The organism is Zooshikella ganghwensis DSM 15267, assembly GCF_000428585.1.
Taxonomy (GTDB): domain Bacteria; phylum Pseudomonadota; class Gammaproteobacteria; order Pseudomonadales; family Zooshikellaceae; genus Zooshikella; species Zooshikella ganghwensis.
In genome coordinates this window covers 19,883-41,511 of the sequence record NZ_AUAF01000014.1, presented here as the reverse complement: position 1 = coordinate 41,511, position 21,629 = coordinate 19,883, and the positions used below count along the sequence as shown (strand labels likewise).

Here is a 21,629-nt window from a genome sequence, read left to right as displayed (position 1 = left end):
GATTAATCACTTCTTCATATTTTGTATTACATTTTGATAGTCTTTCGCTTCCTTCGTTACCATTGCATTCGGGTATTTTTGAATAATAAAAGCTAATAGTTTCATAGCCTGTTCATCTTGATGTAACCCTTCAGAAAATGCTTTTGCCATAACAAAATAAGCATCTGGAATACCACGATATTGCGGAAAGAGCTTATGAAGATTTTTCAGCAATAAGATGGCCTCTTTGTATCGATGACTATTTACGAGTGCTGCACCTAAACGGTGGCAGGTTTCAGCAACTTTAAATGTAAGTATCACTTGTTTTTCTTTACAAGTCATATATACCTGAGCAGCTTCGCGATCCATATTATGCTCAAGCAATAAATTAACAAAATGAAGGCTATGTCGTGTCAATAATTCATTTTGACCGAACGTTTTTAGATAATGATGATAGCGTCTATTCAACTCAAGATTTTTTTGATGCTTATTAATGGCATTACGAATAACTTCTCCTGCTTCCTCGCGCCGACCTTCTTTCATAAATATTTCTGATTCACAGAGCGCAAGTTTTATATCATAGTCAGCTTCATTGAGTGCTTTAGTTTCATCTTGCTCACTGACAAAGCCAAATGCCACTTGATATTGATATATGCAATACCCTAATATCGCGACTGAAACACAATGAAAGTAAGCACTGAAAAAAGCATCAATCGGAATGACAAAAAACTCATTAACGAACTTCAACATCATTTCTGTAGCAATATTAGGTCCCATTGTGAGAATGTATAAAAATACAAACAAAAGTAAGTAATGCCACCCCATGCCTTTGATGATCTCGATAATACGACCTGGGTTCATCGCTTCTCCCAATGAATGCTCTCTGGCTAAGATCATAATGCTGGCAGGAATAAAGAGATACAAAAGAGTAGAAACAATAATGCCTATAACAATTGAAGTTTTAAATGCAGCAATACCACATATCACTGCAATCACAATTAATGCTATTTGTTTAAAAAGTAAAAATATACCCTCCATCGAAAAGGCGATAGCGGGTGGTGGAGCCTCCATTTCGCCTTCAGCAATATAATTAATGACTGTAAAAAAGTAGTTAATTTGAATACCGCCAACAACAATCATTGCAGCGATAAACAATACCAGTCCACTTAAAGAGGTAACATCGCCAAATATAAAAAAAACGCCAGTTTGGATGAGTGTTATGATGCCAAGAAAAACTAGCGCATTACTCTGAAAAGGATATACAAAAAAGTCATTGGTTTTCTTCCAGAAAGGTTCAGCCGAATATGTACCTCCTAAATAGGTTAGAGGTTCTGTACATAACGTACACTTTATTTTTCGTGATGAATCTGAAGGAATTGGCACACAGCAGTCACCATAGAAATGGTTACATTTTTTACACTGCCATGTGGCGGGCTGGTCCTGATGGTATTTACACGTTCCCATAATCTTATCTAGCACATCCGGCTATTGTAATTTATACCCTCAAAAGATGGGTATTTAAGTCACTTTTTCCATTCCAATCTGTAGCAAAGCTACTCTCCTTGAGTGAAGGCTTGGCTTCTCATGATAATCTTCGAAACAAGGCTCTTACCTTTACCATAGTCTTAAAATCAGTACCCTGTTTTCAAATCAATGCTGTCTCAGGTTTCAAACTGCAAAAAAAAGGGCCTGATGGCCCTTCTTTATATACCTTACTGACTGCTACTCTTGAGCTATGTCTTTCATACTCAATTTAATACGGCCACGGTTATCAATATCTGAAACGACAACCTTAACTTGCTGACCTTCTTGCAGCACATCAGTGACCTTTTGAATTCGCTTCGATGAAATCTGAGATATATGAACTAAACCTTCTTTACCTGGAAGGATATTCACAAATGCACCAAAGTCAACAATACGTTGCACTGTCCCATCATAAATCCGGCCAATTTCAGCTTCGGCGGTAATTTCTTCAATACGACGAACAGCTAATGCTGCAGAGGCTTTATCATCTGCATATACTTTTACATTACCACTATCATCAATATCTATAGCTGCCCCAGTTTCGTCACAAATAGCACGAACAGTGGTGCCACCCTTACCAATAACATCACGGATTTTATCTGGGTCAATCTTAAGCATTAGCATGGTAGGAGCATTATCTGCCAACTCTGGGCGAGATGCTGCTAGGACTTTGTTCATTTCGCCAAGAATATGTAAGCGAGCATCACGTGCTTGCTCTAAAGCAATTTCCATAATTTCTTCAGTGATACCCTGAATTTTAATATCCATTTGCAGCGCAGTCACACCATCAACAGTTCCTGCTACTTTAAAGTCCATATCACCTAAATGGTCTTCATCACCCAGAATATCGGTTAATACAGCAAACTTTTCACCTTCTTTAACCAAGCCCATGGCTATACCAGCGACAGGGGCTTTTAGAGGTACACCAGCATCCATTAATGCCAGAGATGCACCACAGACAGAAGCCATTGAGCTTGAGCCATTAGACTCAGTGATTTCAGAAACTACCCGCATACTATAGGGGAATGAATCTTCTTGTGGCAGAACAGCCTGAACACCACGCTTGGCCAAGCGGCCATGACCTATTTCTCGGCGGCCAGTTGCACCAATACGTCCACACTCACCTACTGAGTAAGGAGGGAAATTATAATGCAACATAAAGGATTCACGTTGCTCGCCTTCAAGCTGGTCAACTAACTGTGCATCCCGTGCAGTACCAAGAGTTGTTACCACCAACGCTTGCGTTTCACCACGCGTAAACAATGCAGAACCATGCGCAGCAGGTAAAACTCCAACTTCAACATGAATAGGTCTTACTGTTTTTGTATCTCGACCATCAATACGTGGATTACCATCCACCACATTCTGGCGAACAATACTTTTTTCAAGCTTACTAAACAGGCTACTGACTTCCCCAGCACTTGGCTCACCTTCTTCCTTCGCCAACTCACTTACAGCCTGCTCACGAATTTCACCAAGACGCGCATAGCGCTCCATTTTGTCAGAAATTTGGTATGCCGCCCGAATTTCTGAGGCAAAGGCGCTTTCAACAGCACTCATCAACGCTTCATTAACTGCTGGAGGCTGCCAATCCCAACGGGGCTTGCCAGCTTCTGCAGCAAACTCTGTTATAGCATCAACTACGGCCTGATACTCCTGGTGAGCAAATAATACAGCTCCTAACATTTCATCTTCGGTTAGCTGATCGGCTTCAGACTCAACCATGAGTACAGCATTTTTAGTTCCCGCTACCACCATGTCGAGTTCAGACTGTTCTAAATCAGCATAACTTGGGTTAAGTACATAGCCACGGTCATCAATAAAGCCAACGCGAGCAGCACCTATTGGACCATCAAATGGAATACCAGAAATGGCTAAAGCTGCTGAGGTACCTAGCATTGCGGCAATATCTGGATCATGCTTTTTATCAGTTGAAATAACCGTACAAAGAATTTGTACTTCATTCATAAAGCCCTTGGGAAACAGTGGGCGAATGGGACGGTCAATTAAGCGAGATGTGAGTGTTTCTTTTTCTGATGGTCGCCCTTCGCGCTTATAAAATCCTCCAGGAATACGACCAGCAGCGTATGTTTTTTCTTGATAATGTACTGATAAAGGGAAAAAATCAGCGCCTTCCACAGCTTGTTTAGCGCCTACAGCTGTAACTAAAACGGTAACTCCGCCCATAGTCACTAATACCGCACCTGTAGCCTGCCGTGCAACGCGCCCGGTCTCCAGTGTTACGGTTTGATCACCGAACTGAAAAGTCTTTCTTACCGGATTCACAATGTTATCCTTCTTTCAAATCTTTCAATAATCTTGCCTGAAAATATTCATCTTGCACTGATTTATGCTAGCAGCACCAACTCTACTGAGTTAGCCCGTACCTTACAGTGTCTATATATTCAAAGAGGCGCTGGACTGGCGGCAACTGAATGCGAGAGATAACAGGCCTTTTTTGGTATATTTTTTATACAAATAAAAACACCGCTAACCACTGCTAGGGTTTCCTATCAGTGATCTTAGCGGTGTACAGATTACCAGCATTAAGACGTTTATGATGTCTAGCTGGCCAACCTTCATCGCTAACCTTATTAGCGACGTAAGCCTAAACGAGAAATCAGGTTACTGTAGCGACTTACATCCTTACGCTTCAGATAGTCCAGCAGCTTACGACGCTGATTAACCATTCTAATTAAACCACGACGAGAGTGGTGGTCATGAATATGAGATTTAAAGTGTCCTTGCAAACTTTCAATATTAGCAGACAACAATGCTACTTGAACTTCTGGTGAACCTGTATCACCTTCAACTGTTTGAAAGTTTTTAATAATCTCAGCTTTTTTCTCAGCACTCAGTGCCATATTCATTTCTCCTAAATAATATGCACTTATTGAAATAGCCAAAGCAATCTGCCGTAAACCAGTGGTTTACCCAAAAAGCCAGGTTATGAAAAGTGAAGGAATGACCGTGCATATTTACAGCCATCCTCGCAATTCAAGCAGTGATTAAGTGCAACACTGCTTAAGAAGCTTGTCTATTCTACCCGTAATTACGAGTAAATTCTAACCAAGCGTCGTGGTGCAACACGACCATCATCTAAAATCTCACCGATCCCTAGAAAAGCCAACTGACTTCCTTCCTGATAGAGCCTTACGAAACCAGTTGTAGGCGCTCTAGGAACCAACACTGGTTGGCCTTGACTCAGGTAGTAAGCAGTAGTTTCCCCAAGAATCACTTGAGGAAGAAGTTTAAGTGCCATATCTATGGGCTGTAGCCGTTCATCCAGTGCTTCATGCCCACCGTTTTGGCATACCTCATCTAACTGCTCGATAGTATAGGCGTTATCTAAAGTAAAAGGGCCTGCAGACGTGCGGCGCAGGGATGTTACATAAGCACCACACCCTAATGCCTCACCAATATCTTCAACAAGTGTTCGAATATAGGTACCTTTACTACAAGCAACCTGTATCTCAGCAGTATCCTGATTGAAAGACGTTAAAGACAGTTCACGAATCACTACATTTCTTGCCTTTCGCTCAACTTCAATGCCTTCTCTTGCCAGCTTATAGAGTGGCTGGCCATCAACTTTTATCGCAGAATACATTGAAGGGACTTGTGATATTTCCCCTGTAAACTGCTCTAAAGTTGTCAGCAATTCTTGCTCAGAAAAGTTAACTGGACGCTGCTCAATGGGTTCACCCTCAGCATCGCCAGTAGCTGTTCGTACACCAAAACGAATTCCAGCCAGATAGCCCTTATCTGCATCAAGCAGATATTGAGAAAACTTTGTTGCCTCACCAAAGCAAATAGGTAAAACCCCCGTTGCTAATGGGTCAAGGCTACCTGTATGGCCTGCTTTTGCAGCACCAAACAAGCTTTTAATTTCCTGCAACACTTTATTAGAGGTAACACCCTGGCGTTTATCGAGCACCAGTATACCGTGCACAGGGCGACCACGCTGACGACGACGTCTTGCCACGTTTTACTCTTCCTCAACACCTTTATCGTGGTGATTACGATCTTTACTTACAGCATCATCAATCAACTTGGACAGATATTGGCCACGCTGAATACTTTCATCGAAAAAAAAGCGCAGTTGAGGCGTAGTTCTAGCAGTTAGTCTTTTTGCTAGCATTGACCTTAAAAAGCCAGCTGCTTTATTCAATACGGCAACTTGCTCATCATTACTGGCCTGATCTTCTTTCCCCAGAAAGGTGACATAAATATTTGCATAAGCCAGGTCTCGACTCACATCGACACTGCTCACTGTCACCATACCCAGACGCGGATCTTTGATTTCTAGCTGAATTAGCACTGCTAATTCTTTTTGAATCTGATCCGCTATACGCTGTGTTCGACTAAATTCTTTAGCCATGTACTCTCACATTTAATTTAGTTGCTCAGCCAAACTTACAAGCTGCGCTCGACTTGAATTGATTTGTACACCTCAATCTTGTCACCCACACGCACGTCATTGTAGTTCTTCACACCGATACCACATTCCATGTTGCTTCGTACTTCATTGACGTCATCTTTGAAGCGACGTAGCGATTCAAGCTCACCTTCATAAATAACCACGTTATCGCGAAGGACACGAATACGCTCATTACGGTAAACCATACCTTCAACCACCATACAGCCAGCAATAAGGCCAAACTTAGGTGATTTGAAGACGTCACGAACCTCAGCCACGCCCACAATTTCTTCTCTAAACTGGGCTTTCAACATTCCACTGAGTGCTTTCTTAACATCATCAATGATGTCATAAATCACACTGTAGTAACGTAAATCAAGACCTTCAGTTTCAACAATCTTTCTCGCTGTAGCATCAGCACGAACATTAAAGCCAAAGATAACTGCACTGGAGGCGAGCGCCAGGTTAGCATCCGTCTCAGTGATACCACCAACACCACCAGAAACTACTTTTACTTGAACTTCTTCATTACCAAGGTCATTAAGCGCTTGGGTCAGTGCTTCCAGAGAACCACGAACATCTGCTTTTAAAACAATATTGAGCGTTTTCTTCTCATCTTGTTTCATATTCTCGAAAACATTTTCAAGCTTAGCAGCTTGCTGACGAGCAAGTTTTACTTCACGGTATTTACCTTGACGGAACAAAGCAATCTCACGTGCTTTCTTCTCATCCTGAACCGCAAAGACTTCATCACCAGCATCTGGCGTTCCATCCAAGCCAAGGATTTCAACTGGAATTGAAGGCCCAGCCTCTTTGATAGGCTTGCCATTCTCATCCAACATGGCCCGAACACGACCATAGAACTGCCCAACAAGTACATTGTCACCTTGTGAGAGTGTGCCATTTTGCACTAGAACTGTAGCCACAGCTCCACGACGCTTGTCCAAAGAAGACTCAATTACAATACCGCGAGCAGGGGAGTTTGGAACAGCTTTTAATTCAAGCAGTTCAGCCTGCAACAACAAGGCTTCTAATAGCTCATCAATACCTTCACCAGAGTGTGCAGAAACATTGACAAACTGAGTATCACCACCCCACTCCTCTGGAATGACATCACGCTGAGCAAGCTCGTTCTTAACCCGGTCGGGATCAGCTTCAGGCTTGTCAATTTTATTCACTGCGACAACAATAGGCACTTCAGCAGCCTTAGCATGCTGAATCGCTTCCTCAGTCTGAGGCATTACACCATCATCTGCAGCTACAACCAAAATAACAATGTCAGTCACTTTGGCACCACGAGCACGCATGGCCGTAAATGCCGCGTGACCTGGTGTATCCAGGAAGCTAATCATGCCTCGTTCAGTATTAACATGATAAGCACCTATGTGCTGCGTGATACCACCTGCTTCACCCGCTTGCACCTTAGCTTTTCGGATATGGTCAAGTAGCGATGTTTTACCATGGTCTACGTGTCCCATAACCGTCACCACAGGAGCACGGGTAGTCTGCTCTCCTTCTACGGTATTAAGCTCAACGGCCAAGCTATCTTCAAGCGCATCAGCTTTAATAAGCTTGACTTTATGCCCCATTTCTTCAACGAGAATGGCTGCGGTTTCTTGATCAATAACCTGGTTAATTGTCACCATGGTGCCTAGTTTAAACATGGCCTTGATGACTTCGGCTGCCTTTACTGACATCTTCTGAGCCAGCTCAGCAACAGTAATGGTCTCAGGAATATTGACTTCCCGAATAATCGGCTTAGTTGGCTTTTCAAAACCATGCAGCTGTGTTTTTTGAGGTGATGATCTTCCACGCCGGGTACTTTTTCCACCACGACCAGGCTTCGCATCGCCCTTATCGACTGAACGACGCTTCTTACGACGGTCATCACCATCATCATCACGTTCAAAGCGACTCTTTTCACGAGCTTTGCGTTTTGGTGAGCTTTTTTCTTTATCAGCCGGCTTTTCTTTTTGAGGCTGCTCAGCTTCTAGCTGTTTACGAGCTTCGGCTTCAATACGTGCACGCTCTTCTTGATCCTTAGCACGCTTCGCATCTTCCTTCGCTTCCTTACGACGCTTTTCTAACTCACGTGCTTGCTCTTCAGCCAAACGCTTTTTCTCAGCCTTTTCAGCCTCAGCTTCATTGCGTTTCACATAAGTACGTTTTTTACGTACTTCAACATTTACTGTTTTACTCTTCCCTTGGCCACCGCTTACTTTAAGCTGGCTTACAGTTTTACGCTTAAGTGTTATACGGCCTGGATCTGCTGCTGAACCACCATGACTTTGCTTTAAATAAGCCAACAAGACTTGTTTCTCTTTATCAGAAACAGCCTGGTTGGCCTTTGTTTGCGGTAAGCCCGCATCTTTCATCTGCTGCAGTAATCGTTCAACAGGCGCACCAACCACTTGGGCGAGTTGTTCTACTGTTACATCTGCCATCAACAAATCTCCTCTCTCCGTGGTTTACCCTTGCTGCCCATCTTCGAACCATGGTGCTCGCGCAGTCATGATGAGTTGTCCAGCACGTTCTTCATCAATGCCTTCAATTTCAAGCAAGTCGTCAATTGACTGCTCGGCTAGGTCCTCCATGGTTATGATGCCTTTACTGGCGAATAAAAATGCCAGATGCTTATCCATCCCCTCCATGGTCAGCAGATCTTCTGCTGGCTGGGCTTCTTCCAACTGCTCTTCTGATGCAATTGCAAGTGTTAACAGATTGTCTTTGGCTCGCTGACGCAACTCATTTACTAAGTCTTCATCAAACCCTTCAATCTCCAGCATCTCTTCCAGAGGTACATAAGCTATTTCCTCAAGGGAAGTAAAGCCTTCATCAACTAACAACTGTGCTAGATCCTCATCTACTTCAAGCTGCTCACGGAAGCGATTAACAATATCTCCCACTTCGCGTGCTTGTTTAGCCAGCGCTTCATCTTCAGTCATCACATTAAGTGTCCAACTGGTTAACTCGCTGGCAAGTCTGACATTCTGACCATTACGACCGATTGCTTGCGCAAGGTTATCTTCTGCAACTGCAATATCCATAGTATGGGCATCTTCATCCACAACAATTGAAGCTACTTCAGCAGGGGACATTGCATTAATTACTAATTGGGCAGGGTTATCATCCCACAGAACAATATCAATCCGCTCATTACCCAGCTCTCCAGAAACAGCTTGTACACGAGACCCTCGCATTCCAACACAAGCCCCAACAGGGTCAATGCGACCATCATTGGTTTTTACAGCAATCTTTGCTCTTGAGCCGGGGTCACGTGCAGCACCTTTAACTTCAATCACTTCTTCAGCTATTTCAGGCACTTCAATTTTAAATAACTCTATCAACATCTGTGGGCAGGCTCGGCTAAGCACTAACTGCGGTCCACGTCCATCCTTGCGAATATCAAAAAGCAGTGCTCTTACCCGTGTACCAACCCTAAATGATTCTCTTGGAATCATTTGGTCTCTGGGTAATACTGCTTCTGCATTATTTCCAAGGTCAACAATAATGTTATCGCGCGTTACCTTTTTTACCGTACCACTGACAAGCTCACCCAGTTTTTCTTTGTATGCTTCTACTACTTGAGCACGCTCTGCTTCTCGAACCTTTTGGACAATAACCTGCTTAGCGGTTTGAGCAGCGATCCGACCAAACTCAACTGACTCAATTTGCTCTTCCCAATAATCGTCAATTTGCAAGTTAGGGTCTTTTTCATCGACTTCTTCAATGACTATATGTGCAGCAGGGTTTTCATAGTCTTCATCAGCAACAACTTTCCAACGCCGAAAAGTATCGTAATTACCTGTCTTACGATCTATGGCTACACGAACATCAATGTCTTCTTCGTATCTTTTTTTTGTTGCAGTTGCCAGAGCAATCTCAATTGCTTCAAAGATAACATCGGGCGGCACACCCTTTTCATTTGATACTGAGTCAACGACTAGTAAAATTTCTTTGCTCATGCTACGCCTCGCCTGTTACTTAACCTGCCCAAAAGCCCAGAGAGCCCTTAAAACTGGGGTATTATGTTAGCTTTTTCGATCAGATCGATAGCGAACAAATATTCATGGTCATCAACCTGAACCACAACCTCATCATTTTCCACACCGGTGATAACGCCTTTAAATTTCCTTCGGCCTTCATAAGGTGAGCGCAACTTCAACTGGACTTGATGCCCTTTAAACGCTTCATAATGTGCCAAAGTAAATAATGGTCGATCCATACCTGGCGAAGAAACTTCAAGGGTATATTCACCAGAAATAGGATCTTCAACATCCAAAATACTGCTAACTTGTCGGCTAACTTTTTCGCAGTCGTCTAAATTAATTCCCTCTGGGGAATCAATAAAAACCTGTAGCTTTGAGTGTTTTCCTTGAGAAAAAAACTCAATACCCCACACAACAAAGCCTAATGCCTCTACGGTGGGCACAATTAATTGTTCAAGTGTCTGGTGTTTACTTGCCACAAGTCACCGGCCTCAACCCAAATAATTTTTTTACAAACAAAAAGTGGGCATAGCGCCCACTCCTGAAATCAATAGTAGCTTGAATATCACATTTACAGTGAAGGCTACTCCTTGTCACAAACATTCACTGAAAAAATTCAGCTAATAAAAAACCCCTTATTTAAGGGGTTTTTTAAAATCTAGTGGTAGCGGGGGCTGGATTTGAACCAACGACCTTCGGGTTATGAGCCCGACGAGCTACCAGACTGCTCCACCCCGCATCAAAAAGGCGCTTAGATTATATTCAGCATCATCTACATGGTCAACTTAATAAACAAATGGTGCCGAAGGCCGGACTTGAACCGGCACGGCTTACGCCACTACCCCCTCAAGATAGCGTGTCTACCAATTTCACCACTTCGGCTTTTCATTGCTTCATCAGAACCTTACTACACTCTGATCTTCACTGGTAATTATTGATCAGAAGATGAGGTTTGATTTTCAGTCTTTACTTCTACATCTACTGCACTTGTCTTATCTTCAGTAGACGAGCTATGTTGTGAGCTCTCAGTACCAAGCTGTTCACCAGCCTGATCCACAGTAGCTTCGCTTTCATTTACAGCTGGCTGATCAACTTGATCAGCATTAGCTTCTGAAGCGGGTGCAGATTTTGCTTCATTTTGACCCTGTTCGTCAACCCCTGGAGCATCATTAGCTACATCTTCAGCATCAATAACAACTGGAGCATCGCCAATCACTTGCTCAACTTCCTCAATTTGAGGAATTACAGACTCTGATACCACACTTGAACTATGTTTACCAAGCATAGCAAGTGTAAAACTAGTGACAAAGAAAGCAGTAGCCAAAACACTCGTCAGTTTAGTAAGGAAGTTACCACTACCCTGACTGCCAAATACCGTTTGTGAAGCACCGCCACCAAATGAGGCTCCAGCCTCAGCACCTTTACCTTGCTGCAATAGCACTAGCCCTACAAGGGCCAGCGCTGCAAGTACATGAACTATCAGTATGATCGTATCCATTCAGTCATCAACCTGCTGCACGACAAATCGCTACAAACTGATCAACTAATAATGAAGCTCCACCTACTAATCCACCATCAATATCAGGATTGGCAAATAAGGCTTCTGCATTATCAGCTTTAACACTCCCACCATAGAGTATTTGAATATTCTCAGCTAATTCAGCTGATAGTGCTGCAAGTTGATCACGAATAAACTTATGTACTTCTTGCGCTTGCTCAGGTGTTGCAGTTTTACCAGTGCCAATTGCCCAAACAGGCTCATAAGCAATAACAAAACCATCAACCTGACCTGCAGATAGGGCAGCTAATATTGCGCCTAGTTGCCGACCAACGACAGTCAGTGTTTCTCCAGCTTCACGCTCTGCTAGATTTTCGCCAACACAAGCAATCGGCGTCAAACCTGCCTGCTGAGCCGCAACAAATTTATCTGCAACATCTTTATCTACTTCACCGAACAGAGTTCTGCGCTCTGAGTGACCAATAATGGCATATTTAGACCCTAAATCCTTAGCCATAGGAGCACTGATTTCTCCAGTATACGCACCTTTTTCTACTGCAGAAATATTCTGAACACCCCAGCCAATTGCACTGCCCTTTAGTTTTTCAGCCACTTGCGCAACATAAATACTGGGTGGACATACAGCCACATCTGATGTTCCTAACTCAGCGCTCAGCAAACCTTCAAGCAATGCTACATTTTCTGCAGTATTGCCGTGCATTTTCCAGTTTCCTACCACTAAGGGCTTGCGCATAAAAACCTCGCCTAGTCACTTGAGGCCGGCAATGTTAGCGTAGTAGCCAGTAATATACAACCTACTGAACGACTCACTAATTCGACGCGGCCTGTTGTACAACCCCAGCCAACTCTTCGGCTAACTGAGAGACCAATTGTTCATTTTCACCTTCAACCATGACACGTATTACAGGCTCAGTACCAGAAGGACGCAATAATACACGCCCCTTGTCAGCTAAACTGTTTTCAGCATGTGCTACGGCCTGTTGAACAGCTGCACTATTAGAAATATTCAGCTGCTGTTTCATTTTGACATTGATCATGATTTGTGGATATTTTTCAACACCTTGCCTCAGGTCGTATAAATTCTGCTCAGCACAAAACATGGCTTTCAAAACTTGTAACGCTGAAACAATCCCATCACCTGTCGTGGTTACATGGCGACAAATAATATGCCCAGAAGATTCTCCTCCGAGGCACCAGTTATTTAAAATAAGTTGCTCATTCACATAGCGATCACCAACTTTAGCTCTAATAAAAGGGATTGATGCAGACTCAAGTGCTTTCTCCACCCCTAAGTTGGTCATCAGTGTTCCTACCACACCACCTTGTAGCGCCTGATGCTGCTGCTGGTGTCGTGCAATAATATAAAGAAGCTCATCACCATCAACTACACTGCCAGTGTGGTCTACCATTAGCACTCGGTCACCATCACCGTCAAAGGCAATTCCTAAGTCAGCCTGCTGATCCATTACAGCCTGCTGTAATGATCCTAACGATGTTGAACCAACATTTTTATTAATATTCATGCCATTTGGGGATACGCCAATAGCAACAACATCAGCACCTAACTCTCTAAATACAGCAGGTCCAACATGATAAGTTGCACCATTGGCCGCATCGACAACAATTTTTAGTCCTTTTAAGCTAACACTTCCATTTACAGTGCTTTTACAATATTCAATATAGCGCCCTGCAGCATCATTAATACGAGTGACTTTCCCAATTGCATCAGAACCAACCACACTCATATCTTGATCTAACATCTTCTCTATTTGTAGCTCAATGTCATCATCAAGCTTTAATCCTTTTCCTGAAAAGAATTTAATGCCATTGTCCTGATAGGGGTTATGTGACGCGCTAATTACGATGCCAGCCTGTGCTCTAAAAGTTCTGGTAAGATAAGCAACAGCTGGCGTAGGCATAGGACCTAGTAAGTCAACATTCACACCAGCAGCAGAAAGCCCAGCTTCCAAGGCAGACTCAAACATGTAGCCTGAAATTCGAGTGTCTTTGCCAATTAATATTTTGCTCTGCTGTCTTCCTGCAAACACACGGCCAGCAGCCCACCCAAGCTTAAGCATAAAGTCTGGTGTTATTGGAAACTCGCCTACGGTTCCACGTATACCATCAGTACCAAAGAACTTTTTTTCCATATTTAAATTGTCTCCAAAAATGCCCTTTATGAAACTAAAGCCGAGCCACTATGCTTGTATCGCATTTAACATACGAACCACATCAACTGTTTCTGCCACATCATGAACTCGTATAATATGAGCACCATGCAGCACAGACCAGGCGGCTAAAGCAAGGCTACCATATAGCCTTTCAGACACTGGCTTACCTAGCACATCACCAATCATGCGCTTACGAGATAAACCTACAAGTAAGGGCAATTCAAGTCGCTGCAACTCATCCAGTCGCTTAAGAAGCAGCAAATTATGCTCTAGCGTTTTGCTAAAACCAAACCCAGGGTCTATCAGCAAACGCTGCTTTTCAATACCATGTTCAATGCATGCCGCCACGCGCTGCTGTAGATAACTTATCACTTCATCAACTACATCATCATAAGTGGCAAGCCGCTGCATAGTATCAGGCTCACCCAGCATGTGCATCAGGCAAATAGGAATAGTTAGATCTGCAGCAACTGTCAGCGCATTATCCCTTTTTAATGCTCTAACATCGTTAATCATACCAGCACCAAGTTGCGCAGCTTCACGCATCAATTCTGGTGAGCTTGTATCCACAGAAATAATGACATCAAAATGCTGCTTCAACGCTGAAAGCACAGGTAGCACTCGATCCATTTCAGCTTGCACGGTAACAGGATTTGCCCCTGGGCGAGTAGACTCACCACCAATATCAATGATCGAGGCACCAGCACAAATCATCTTCTCTGCATGCTGAAGCGCTTTGTCAAAATTACTGTACTGGCCTCCATCTGAAAAAGAGTCAGGAGCAACATTCAAAATACCCATCACCTGTGGTGTAGACAAGTCTAATACCTTATCACCACAGCTCAGCATCAAAGTAGATGTTGTCATACTCGAAAAGTAAGAAGCTTATTTTAAGGCAGGTTAATGGCGTGCAAGGTGAGCTTAATGCTCACCTGCAGGTCCTCCAATAGAGGGTTTACTGGAAGTTTCTTTAGAGTCAGAAGAACTGTCAGTTTCCTTGCTATCACTAGTACTCACATCTTCAACTTTTGCACCTCCATTCGTCCCATCTTCAGGCCAGTCAGCGGGAGGCTTAGGCTTTTTACCAGCCATAATGTCACTCAACTGGTCGGCATCAATCGTTTCATACTCCATTAATGCATCTTTCATTAGCTCCAGCTTATCTCGATTTTCTTCAATAAGCCTTTTTGCCGTTATGTAACAGTTATCAATGATGTGTTTAACTTCTTCATCAATTAATTTCGCTGTTTCAGGACTCACATTTAAATGGTGTGCCCCCTGAGATTTCCCTAGGAAAACCTCACCATCTTCCTCTCCATACAGTAACGGACCAGCTTTTTCTGATAAGCCCCATTTAGTAACCATATTTCTGGCCATTTGCGTAGCTTGCTGGATATCGTTTTGGGCTCCTGTTGAGACACCATCAGCCCCATAAATCAGCTCCTCAGCAATACGGCCACCATAGGCAGAGGCAATACGGCCTAGCAAATAGCGTTTACTGTATGAAACCTTATCTTCCTCAGGTAAATACATGGTGACACCTAATGCACGCCCACGAGGAATAATCGTCACTTTATATACAGGATCATGTTCTGGCATTTTTAAGCCAACAATGGCATGACCTGCTTCGTGATAAGCGGTCATTTCCTTGTCTTTTTCACTCATCACCATGGACTTGCGCTCAGCGCCCATCATGATTTTATCTTTAGCTTTATCAAATTCTTCCATGCCCACTACACGGCGATTACCACGAGCCGCAAATAATGCAGCCTCATTCACCAGATTAGCCAAATCTGCACCTGAAAAACCCGGTGTACCTCGCGCAATAACTGCAGGCTTTACATCTTCAGAAATCGGCACTTTACGCATATGCACTTTAAGAATTTGCTCACGACCACGTACATCTGGTAAAGGAACAACAACCTGTCGATCAAAGCGACCTGGACGCAAAAGTGCAGGATCAAGCACATCAGGGCGGTTTGTTGCAGCAATCACAATAACGCCTTCATTACCTTCAAAACCATCCATCTCCACCAGTAGCTGGTTCAAGGTTTGCTCACGCTCATCATGACCACCACCCAAGCCTGCGCCACGATGACGACCTACCGCATCAATTTCATCAATAAAGATAATACAAGGTGATTGCTTCTTAGCCTGGTCAAACATATCTCGAACCCGGGAAGCACCAACCCCCACAAACATTTCTACAAAATCAGAGCCAGATATTGTAAAAAAGGGTACGCGCGCTTCACCAGCAATGGCTTTGGCTAACAAGGTTTTACCTGTACCTGGTGAACCAACCATAAGTACCCCACGTGGAATACGACCACCTAGGCGCTGAAACTTGCCTGGGTCACGGAGAAACTCTACCAGCTCTTGAACGTCATCTTTTGCTTCTTCAACACCTGCAACATCTGCAAATGTCGTTTTAATTTGGTCTTCACTTAGCAGTCTGGCTTTGCTTTTACCAAAGCTCATAGGGCCACCACGACCGCTTCCACCACCTTGCATTTGGCGCATAAAAAACATGAAAACAGCTATGATGACGAGAATTGGAAAGCTTGCGACCAGCAACTGAGTCCAGATACTTTGCTTTTCAATTGGCTTAACAGATACCTCAACTTGGTTACGCAACAAATCATCCATTAATTTGTCATCACGAATAGCCAAGGGTAAGTTGGTTTCAAACGTTTGATTATCAGTAAAGCGGCCATTTACTTTAGAACCATCAATTTCGACTTTACTAACCTGTTTGTTTTCAATGTACGTGACAAAATCGGAATAACTAATTTCTTTGGTTGAAGACTGCATATTGCCAAAGTTTTTAAACACTGTTAGCAATACCAAAGCTATTATTAGCCACAACACCAGATTTTTTGCCATGTCATTCAAAGGCCTATCCTCTATAGAGTGAACAAAGTTTGACAGTCACTCAGTCTGCCTGACCAGATTTCCAACTGGTAATCGTACCAGCTTCATCACGTTATTGGAGAAGCGCTCAAGGAGTAATCCATACGATACTACAGATTATCTATTTGCAACAGTTTCTCATTTAAAGCTCATCGTAAGATTGATGACACTCTCATCTCAGCCTTAACGCTTTAGACCACGGGCAAGCAAATAAACTTCACGGGATCTAGGTCTAGATGATGATGGTTTTCGGGTTTGTACCTGCTTAAAGTGCTGACGCAATAACTTAAGGTAAGCATCAAAACCTTCACCCTGAAATACTTTCGTCAGAAAGCCCCCTCCAGGTTTAAGCACCTGCTGTGCCAAATCAACAGCCAACTCAGCTAAATACATTGCTTTTGGTTGATCAACTGCAAGCACCCCACTCATATTGGGGGCCATATCTGAAATTACAAGGTCTATCGCTGCATCACCAATTACAGCAAGAATTTCCTGCAGGACTTCATCCTCAGTAAAGTCACCCTGAATAAAGTCGACACCAGCGATAGGGTCCATTGGCAAAATATCTGACGCTACAACTTTTCCTTGATCTCCAACCAGGCTGACAGCAACTTGTGACCAACCTCCTGGTGCCGCACCCAAATCAACGACAGTCATTCCAGGCCGTAACAATTTATCTTTTTGCTGAATTTCCAGTAATTTATAACTGGCCCTTGAGCGGTATCCATCCTGCTGAGATTTTTTAACATAGTGGTCAGAGAAATGTTCCTGTAACCAGCGATGACTACTTTTCGACTTACCCATAACGTACAACTCTGTTATCTGGCTTACTAACGTAAGCATTCATTGTTAGAAAAATAGCCTGTAAAATAGTTATCAACCGTACTCATAGGCTAAAATTATTCCAACTCGGGTATTGTTATCCGTGAGTATTTTATGTTTTCACAGTGGATTTATAAATAATGTCGTTGTCTGCCAGTCAGAAAAAGCAGTTTCGTGCTATCGGGCACAATCTTAAACCTATTGTAACTGTAGCCGGAAAAGGTGTTTCCAGTAGCATTGTTGAAGAAACCTTAAGAGCACTCAATGATCACGAACTGATAAAAGTGAAATTTCAAGTAGGTGATCGAGAGGTTAAACAACAGTTAATTCAAGCACTTTGCAATGAGTGCCAAGCTGAACTGGTGCAAACCATTGGTAACATTGCACTAATTTACCGCCCTGCAGAAGAACCCAATCTACAACTTTCGAATTTACACCGGCATTAACCGCTGTAGCTTCCTTCTGACCGAATATAACAAACCCCTCGCTCACAATTGAAAGAGGGGTTTGCAACTATTCAAACAACATTCTCAGCTTTACGATGTTTAGAGGTGTTTAACTTCCTCTATTTCGTACTCCACTTCACCATTTGGTGTTCTGACAAGTGCCACATCGCCTTCTTCTTTACCAATCAACGCGCGCGCAATGGGAGAGTTCACAGATATTTTCCCTTGCTTAATATCTGCTTCATCATCACCAACAATTTGGTACTCCACCTCTTCATCGGTGTTTAAGTTGAGCAGCTCAACGGTTACACCAAAAATTACTTTGCCTGTTTTCGTAATCTTTGTAACATCAATGATATGCGCAGAAGAAAGTTTACCTTCTATTTCTTTGATTCGACCTTCCGTAAAACCTTGCTGCTCACGGGCTGCGTGATATTCAGCATTTTCCTTTAAGTCTCCGTGCTCTCGAGCCTCAGCTATTGCTTGAATAATCCGAGGACGCTCTACAGTCTTCAAGTGCTTTAGCTCTTCTCTAAGTGCTACCTCACCACTGACTGTCATTGGTATTCTATTCATCCAGTCACACCTTTATGTAAATCTTGTAAGCGTCTTACCGTTTTTTCTGGTCCAAAACGGATCGCTTCGGCAACCGCCTCAGCACCGGCAATGGTCGTTGCATTAGGGACCTTGTGCTGCAAGGCAGAGCCGCGAATAGTATAAGAGTCTGCAATCGCTTGACGCCCTTCAGTGGTATTGATCATCAGACTGATTTCGTCATTTTTGATCATATCTACCAAATGAGGGCGTCCCTCGCTTACCTTATTCACCTTAGTTACAGGAACACCTGCCACTTCAAGTGCATTGGCAGTACCTTCTGTAGCATAAAGCTCAAAACCTAGTGAAATAAGCAGTTTTCCAACATTCACTGCACGTGGTTTATCTTCATCACGCACACTGATAATTACTTTTCCTGAGTTCGGCAAATTGGTAGCAGCATGCCCTTTAGCAAACGCTTCGGCAAAACTGTCACCAACGCCCATCACTTCACCTGTAGACTTCATCTCAGGTCCCAAAATAGGATCAACCCCTGGAAATTTATTAAAGGGGAACACTGATTCTTTTACACACCAGTAATTTGGGATAACCTCAGAGGTAAATCCAACATCAGCAAGTGACTGTCCCGCCATCACTTTCGCAGCAATTTTTGCCAGCGAGTGACCAATGCATTTAGACACAAAAGGTACTGTGCGCGACGCACGAGGATTAACTTCGATAACATAAACCCTGTCATCCTGCACGGCCATCTGAACATTTAACAAACCAATAACACCAAGTTCAAGTGCCATACATGTCACCTGATCACGAATGGTTTGCTGAGTTTCTTGGCTTAAGCTGTAAGGAGGCAGGGAACAAGCAGAATCGCCCGAATGGACACCAGCTTGTTCAATGTGCTGCATAATAGCACCGATCACCACTGTTTCGCCATCACAAACTGCATCCACATCAACCTCAATGGCACGGTTGAGGAATGAGTCCAATAACACAGGACTTTCATTGGAAACCTGAACTGCTTCACGCATATAGCGCACTAATTCAGACTCTTGACTAACAATCTCCATTGCGCGCCCACCCAACACATAGGAAGGTCTAACAACCAATGGATAACCAATTTCTTCTGCTTTTTTGACCGCTTCTTCACTGCTTCTTGCCGTTGCATTTTCTGGTTGCAGCAACCCTAAGCGTTGGATCATATGTTGAAAACGCTCACGGTCCTCTGCACGGTCAATCGCTTCTGGTGATGTACCAATAATAGGTACACCTGCTGCCTCCAAAGCTCTGGCAAGCTTAAGCGGTGTCTGTCCACCATACTGAACAATAACGCCTTTTGGCTTTTCAATAGCGACTATTTCCAGCACATCTTCCAGGGTAACAGGCTCAAAGTAGAGTCGATCTGACGTATCATAGTCTGTTGATACTGTCTCTGGGTTACAGTTAACCATAATGGTTTCATAGCCCTCTTCCCTAAGTGCCAGAGCCGCATGCACACAACAATAGTCAAACTCTATACCCTGACCAATCCGATTGGGTCCACCACCCAGCACCATCATTTTTTCACGCTGAGTTGGTAATGCTTCGCACTCCTCGTCATAGGTGGAGTACATATAGGCTGTACTTGTTGCAAACTCAGCCGCACACGTATCTACCCTTTTGTATACAGGATGTACACCTAATTTTTGCCTATATTCCCGCACAGCTTTTTCACTGACACTGAGTAATTTAGCTAAGCAAGCATCAGAAAAACCCTTACGCTTTAATTGCCAAAGGGCCTGTTTACTCAGGCTATTCAGTCCACCTCCAGACTTCACCTGCTGCTCAGTTTTTATGATGTCTTCAATATATGTCAAAAACCATGGATCAATATGCGTCAGCTGATGCACTTCTTCTATAGTCATTGCCGCCCTGAAAGCATCGCCAACATACCAAATCCTTTCAGCACGAGGGGTTATAAGCTCAGCCTTTAACTGCTCCAAAGCCCCATCCTGATTTAAATTAAGCTTGGCATCCAGACCTGTAACACCCACTTCCAAGCCACGTAATGCTTTTAAAAATGACTCTTGAAAGTTTCGCCCCATCGCCATCACTTCGCCGACAGACTTCATTTGTGTTGTAAGACGGCTGTCGGCCTTTGGAAATTTTTCAAATGCAAAACGTGGCACTTTTGTCACTACATAATCAATTGCAGGCTCAAACGATGCGGGAGTTGCCCCACCTGTAATTTCATTCTGTAGCTCATCAAGGGTATAACCGACTGCCAGCTTGGCAGCGACTTTAGCTATAGGGAACCCTGTTGCCTTTGAGGCTAAGGCAGAAGAGCGAGAAACCCGAGGATTCATCTCAATGACAACCATACGTCCATTAGCAGGATTTAATGCAAACTGGACATTTGAGCCACCTGTCTCAACACCAATTTCCCGCAATACAGCAACAGATGCATTTCGCATCAACTGATATTCTTTATCCGTTAAAGTCTGAGCAGGTGCAACAGTAATCGAATCCCCAGTATGAACCCCCATCGGATCAATATTTTCAATGGAGCAGACAATAATGCAGTTGTCTTGTTTATCCCGCACGACCTCCATTTCAAACTCTTTCCAGCCAATCAATGACTCATCAATCAGCAATTCACGGGTTGGTGAAAGGTCTAAACCACGTTCACAGATTTCTAAAAACTCTTTTCGATTGTACGCAATCCCACCACCACTTCCTCCCATGGTAAATGAAGGGCGGATAATACAAGGGAAGCCTACTTCTTCAAGCACCTGCAATGCATCTTCAAGGGAGTGAGCAATGCCAGACTTAGGTGTTTCCAAGCCAATGGCCTTCATAGCGATATCAAAGCGTTGCCGATCCTCAGCTTTATCAATGGCATCTTGATTAGCACCAACCATCTCTACGCCAAACTTTTCTAAAACACCATGCTTATATAAGTCCAACGCACAGTTCAGTGCTGTTTGCCCCCCCATCGTAGGCAATAAGGCATCTGGTCTTTCTTTCTCAATAATTTTGGCAACAGTTTCCCAACGAACAGGTTCAATATAAGTTGCATCAGCCATCACAGGATCAGTCATGATGGTTGCGGGGTTAGAGTTCACGAGAATAACGCGAAAACCTTCTTCTCGAAGTGCTTTACATGCTTGTGCTCCTGAGTAGTCAAATTCACAAGCCTGGCCAATTACAATAGGACCTGCACCAAGGATTAGAATACTTTTGATATCGTGACGTTTAGGCATGGTTTTCTCTTCACTGACGATAAATTAGTTACAACTGTTTTATATGTTTACGTTTATGCAG

The 21,629-nt window shown here is 43.4% G+C and carries 17 protein-coding genes and 2 tRNA genes; 1 reads left to right on the top strand and 18 read right to left on the bottom strand.

The features are described from left to right. Nucleotides 1-6: 6 nt before the first annotated feature. The 16 genes from F607_RS0105395 to rlmE form a co-directional block, all read right to left on the bottom strand. Nucleotides 7-1,362 (bottom strand): DUF4013 domain-containing protein, encoded by a 1,356-nt coding sequence (locus tag F607_RS0105395; protein ID WP_038290186.1) that lies wholly within the window; start codon nucleotides 1,360-1,362, stop codon nucleotides 7-9. Between the two features lie 339 nt (nucleotides 1,363-1,701). Continuing rightward, nucleotides 1,702-3,789 carry a polyribonucleotide nucleotidyltransferase gene (gene pnp, locus F607_RS0105390; protein WP_027707260.1) on the bottom strand — a complete coding sequence of 696 codons (2,088 nt, stop codon included), beginning with the start codon at nucleotides 3,787-3,789 and terminating at the stop codon, nucleotides 1,702-1,704. A gap of 308 nt (nucleotides 3,790-4,097) precedes the next feature. Continuing rightward, on the bottom strand, nucleotides 4,098-4,367 hold the full coding sequence (gene rpsO / locus F607_RS0105385) for a 30S ribosomal protein S15 (protein ID WP_027707259.1): 270 nt from the start codon (nucleotides 4,365-4,367) through the stop codon (nucleotides 4,098-4,100). A gap of 188 nt (nucleotides 4,368-4,555) precedes the next feature. Next, nucleotides 4,556-5,485, bottom strand: a complete 930-nt coding sequence (gene truB, locus F607_RS0105380; protein ID WP_027707258.1) for a tRNA pseudouridine(55) synthase TruB — start codon at nucleotides 5,483-5,485, stop codon at nucleotides 4,556-4,558. A gap of 3 nt (nucleotides 5,486-5,488) precedes the next feature. Beyond that, nucleotides 5,489-5,881 (bottom strand): 30S ribosome-binding factor RbfA, encoded by a 393-nt coding sequence (rbfA, locus tag F607_RS0105375; protein WP_027707257.1) that lies wholly within the window; start codon nucleotides 5,879-5,881, stop codon nucleotides 5,489-5,491. A gap of 35 nt (nucleotides 5,882-5,916) precedes the next feature. After that, a complete protein-coding gene (infB, locus tag F607_RS0105370; protein WP_027707256.1) occupies nucleotides 5,917-8,364 on the bottom strand; it encodes a translation initiation factor IF-2 in 2,448 nt (815 codons plus the stop codon). A 24-nt stretch (nucleotides 8,365-8,388) separates the two neighbouring features. Continuing rightward, nucleotides 8,389-9,885 (bottom strand): transcription termination factor NusA, encoded by a 1,497-nt coding sequence (nusA, locus tag F607_RS0105365; protein WP_027707255.1) that lies wholly within the window; start codon nucleotides 9,883-9,885, stop codon nucleotides 8,389-8,391. A 47-nt stretch (nucleotides 9,886-9,932) separates the two neighbouring features. Beyond that, nucleotides 9,933-10,388: a ribosome maturation factor RimP gene (gene rimP, locus F607_RS0105360; protein ID WP_027707254.1), complete on the bottom strand. Its 456-nt coding sequence runs from the start codon at nucleotides 10,386-10,388 to the stop codon at nucleotides 9,933-9,935. A gap of 183 nt (nucleotides 10,389-10,571) precedes the next feature. Continuing rightward, nucleotides 10,572-10,648 (bottom strand) — tRNA-Met (locus F607_RS0105355). Nucleotides 10,649-10,706: 58 nt separating this feature from the next. Further along, nucleotides 10,707-10,791 (bottom strand) — tRNA-Leu (locus F607_RS0105350). Between the two features lie 49 nt (nucleotides 10,792-10,840). Beyond that, entirely contained in the window at nucleotides 10,841-11,407 is a 567-nt protein-coding gene (gene secG / locus F607_RS33440) for a preprotein translocase subunit SecG (protein ID WP_084611115.1), read from the bottom strand. 7 nt (nucleotides 11,408-11,414) lie between these two features. After that, nucleotides 11,415-12,161: a triose-phosphate isomerase gene (tpiA, locus tag F607_RS0105340; protein WP_027707253.1), complete on the bottom strand. Its 747-nt coding sequence runs from the start codon at nucleotides 12,159-12,161 to the stop codon at nucleotides 11,415-11,417. A 76-nt stretch (nucleotides 12,162-12,237) separates the two neighbouring features. Continuing rightward, nucleotides 12,238-13,578 (bottom strand): phosphoglucosamine mutase, encoded by a 1,341-nt coding sequence (gene glmM, locus F607_RS0105335; RefSeq protein ID WP_027707252.1) that lies wholly within the window; start codon nucleotides 13,576-13,578, stop codon nucleotides 12,238-12,240. Between the two features lie 48 nt (nucleotides 13,579-13,626). Beyond that, a complete protein-coding gene (gene folP, locus F607_RS0105330; protein WP_338112604.1) occupies nucleotides 13,627-14,418 on the bottom strand; it encodes a dihydropteroate synthase in 792 nt (263 codons plus the stop codon). A gap of 102 nt (nucleotides 14,419-14,520) precedes the next feature. Then, nucleotides 14,521-16,482 carry an ATP-dependent zinc metalloprotease FtsH gene (ftsH, locus tag F607_RS0105325; protein ID WP_027707250.1) on the bottom strand — a complete coding sequence of 654 codons (1,962 nt, stop codon included), beginning with the start codon at nucleotides 16,480-16,482 and terminating at the stop codon, nucleotides 14,521-14,523. A gap of 210 nt (nucleotides 16,483-16,692) precedes the next feature. After that, nucleotides 16,693-17,313: a 23S rRNA (uridine(2552)-2'-O)-methyltransferase RlmE gene (gene rlmE, locus F607_RS0105320; RefSeq protein WP_027707249.1), complete on the bottom strand. Its 621-nt coding sequence runs from the start codon at nucleotides 17,311-17,313 to the stop codon at nucleotides 16,693-16,695. A gap of 158 nt (nucleotides 17,314-17,471) precedes the next feature. Here rlmE and yhbY point away from each other — a divergent pair, with 158 nt between their 5' ends. Next, a complete protein-coding gene (gene yhbY / locus F607_RS0105315; RefSeq protein ID WP_027707248.1) occupies nucleotides 17,472-17,777 on the top strand; it encodes a ribosome assembly RNA-binding protein YhbY in 306 nt (101 codons plus the stop codon). Between the two features lie 99 nt (nucleotides 17,778-17,876). Here the strand turns inward: yhbY and greA are convergent, their stop codons facing one another. Continuing rightward, entirely contained in the window at nucleotides 17,877-18,353 is a 477-nt protein-coding gene (gene greA, locus F607_RS0105310) for a transcription elongation factor GreA (RefSeq protein WP_027707247.1), read from the bottom strand. Beyond that, complete coding sequence (carB, locus tag F607_RS0105305) at nucleotides 18,350-21,568, bottom strand: carbamoyl-phosphate synthase large subunit (RefSeq protein ID WP_027707246.1); 3,219 nt, start codon at nucleotides 21,566-21,568, stop codon at nucleotides 18,350-18,352. The genes greA and carB overlap by 4 nt, the downstream gene beginning before the upstream one ends. Between the last annotated feature and the right edge of the window lie 61 nt (nucleotides 21,569-21,629).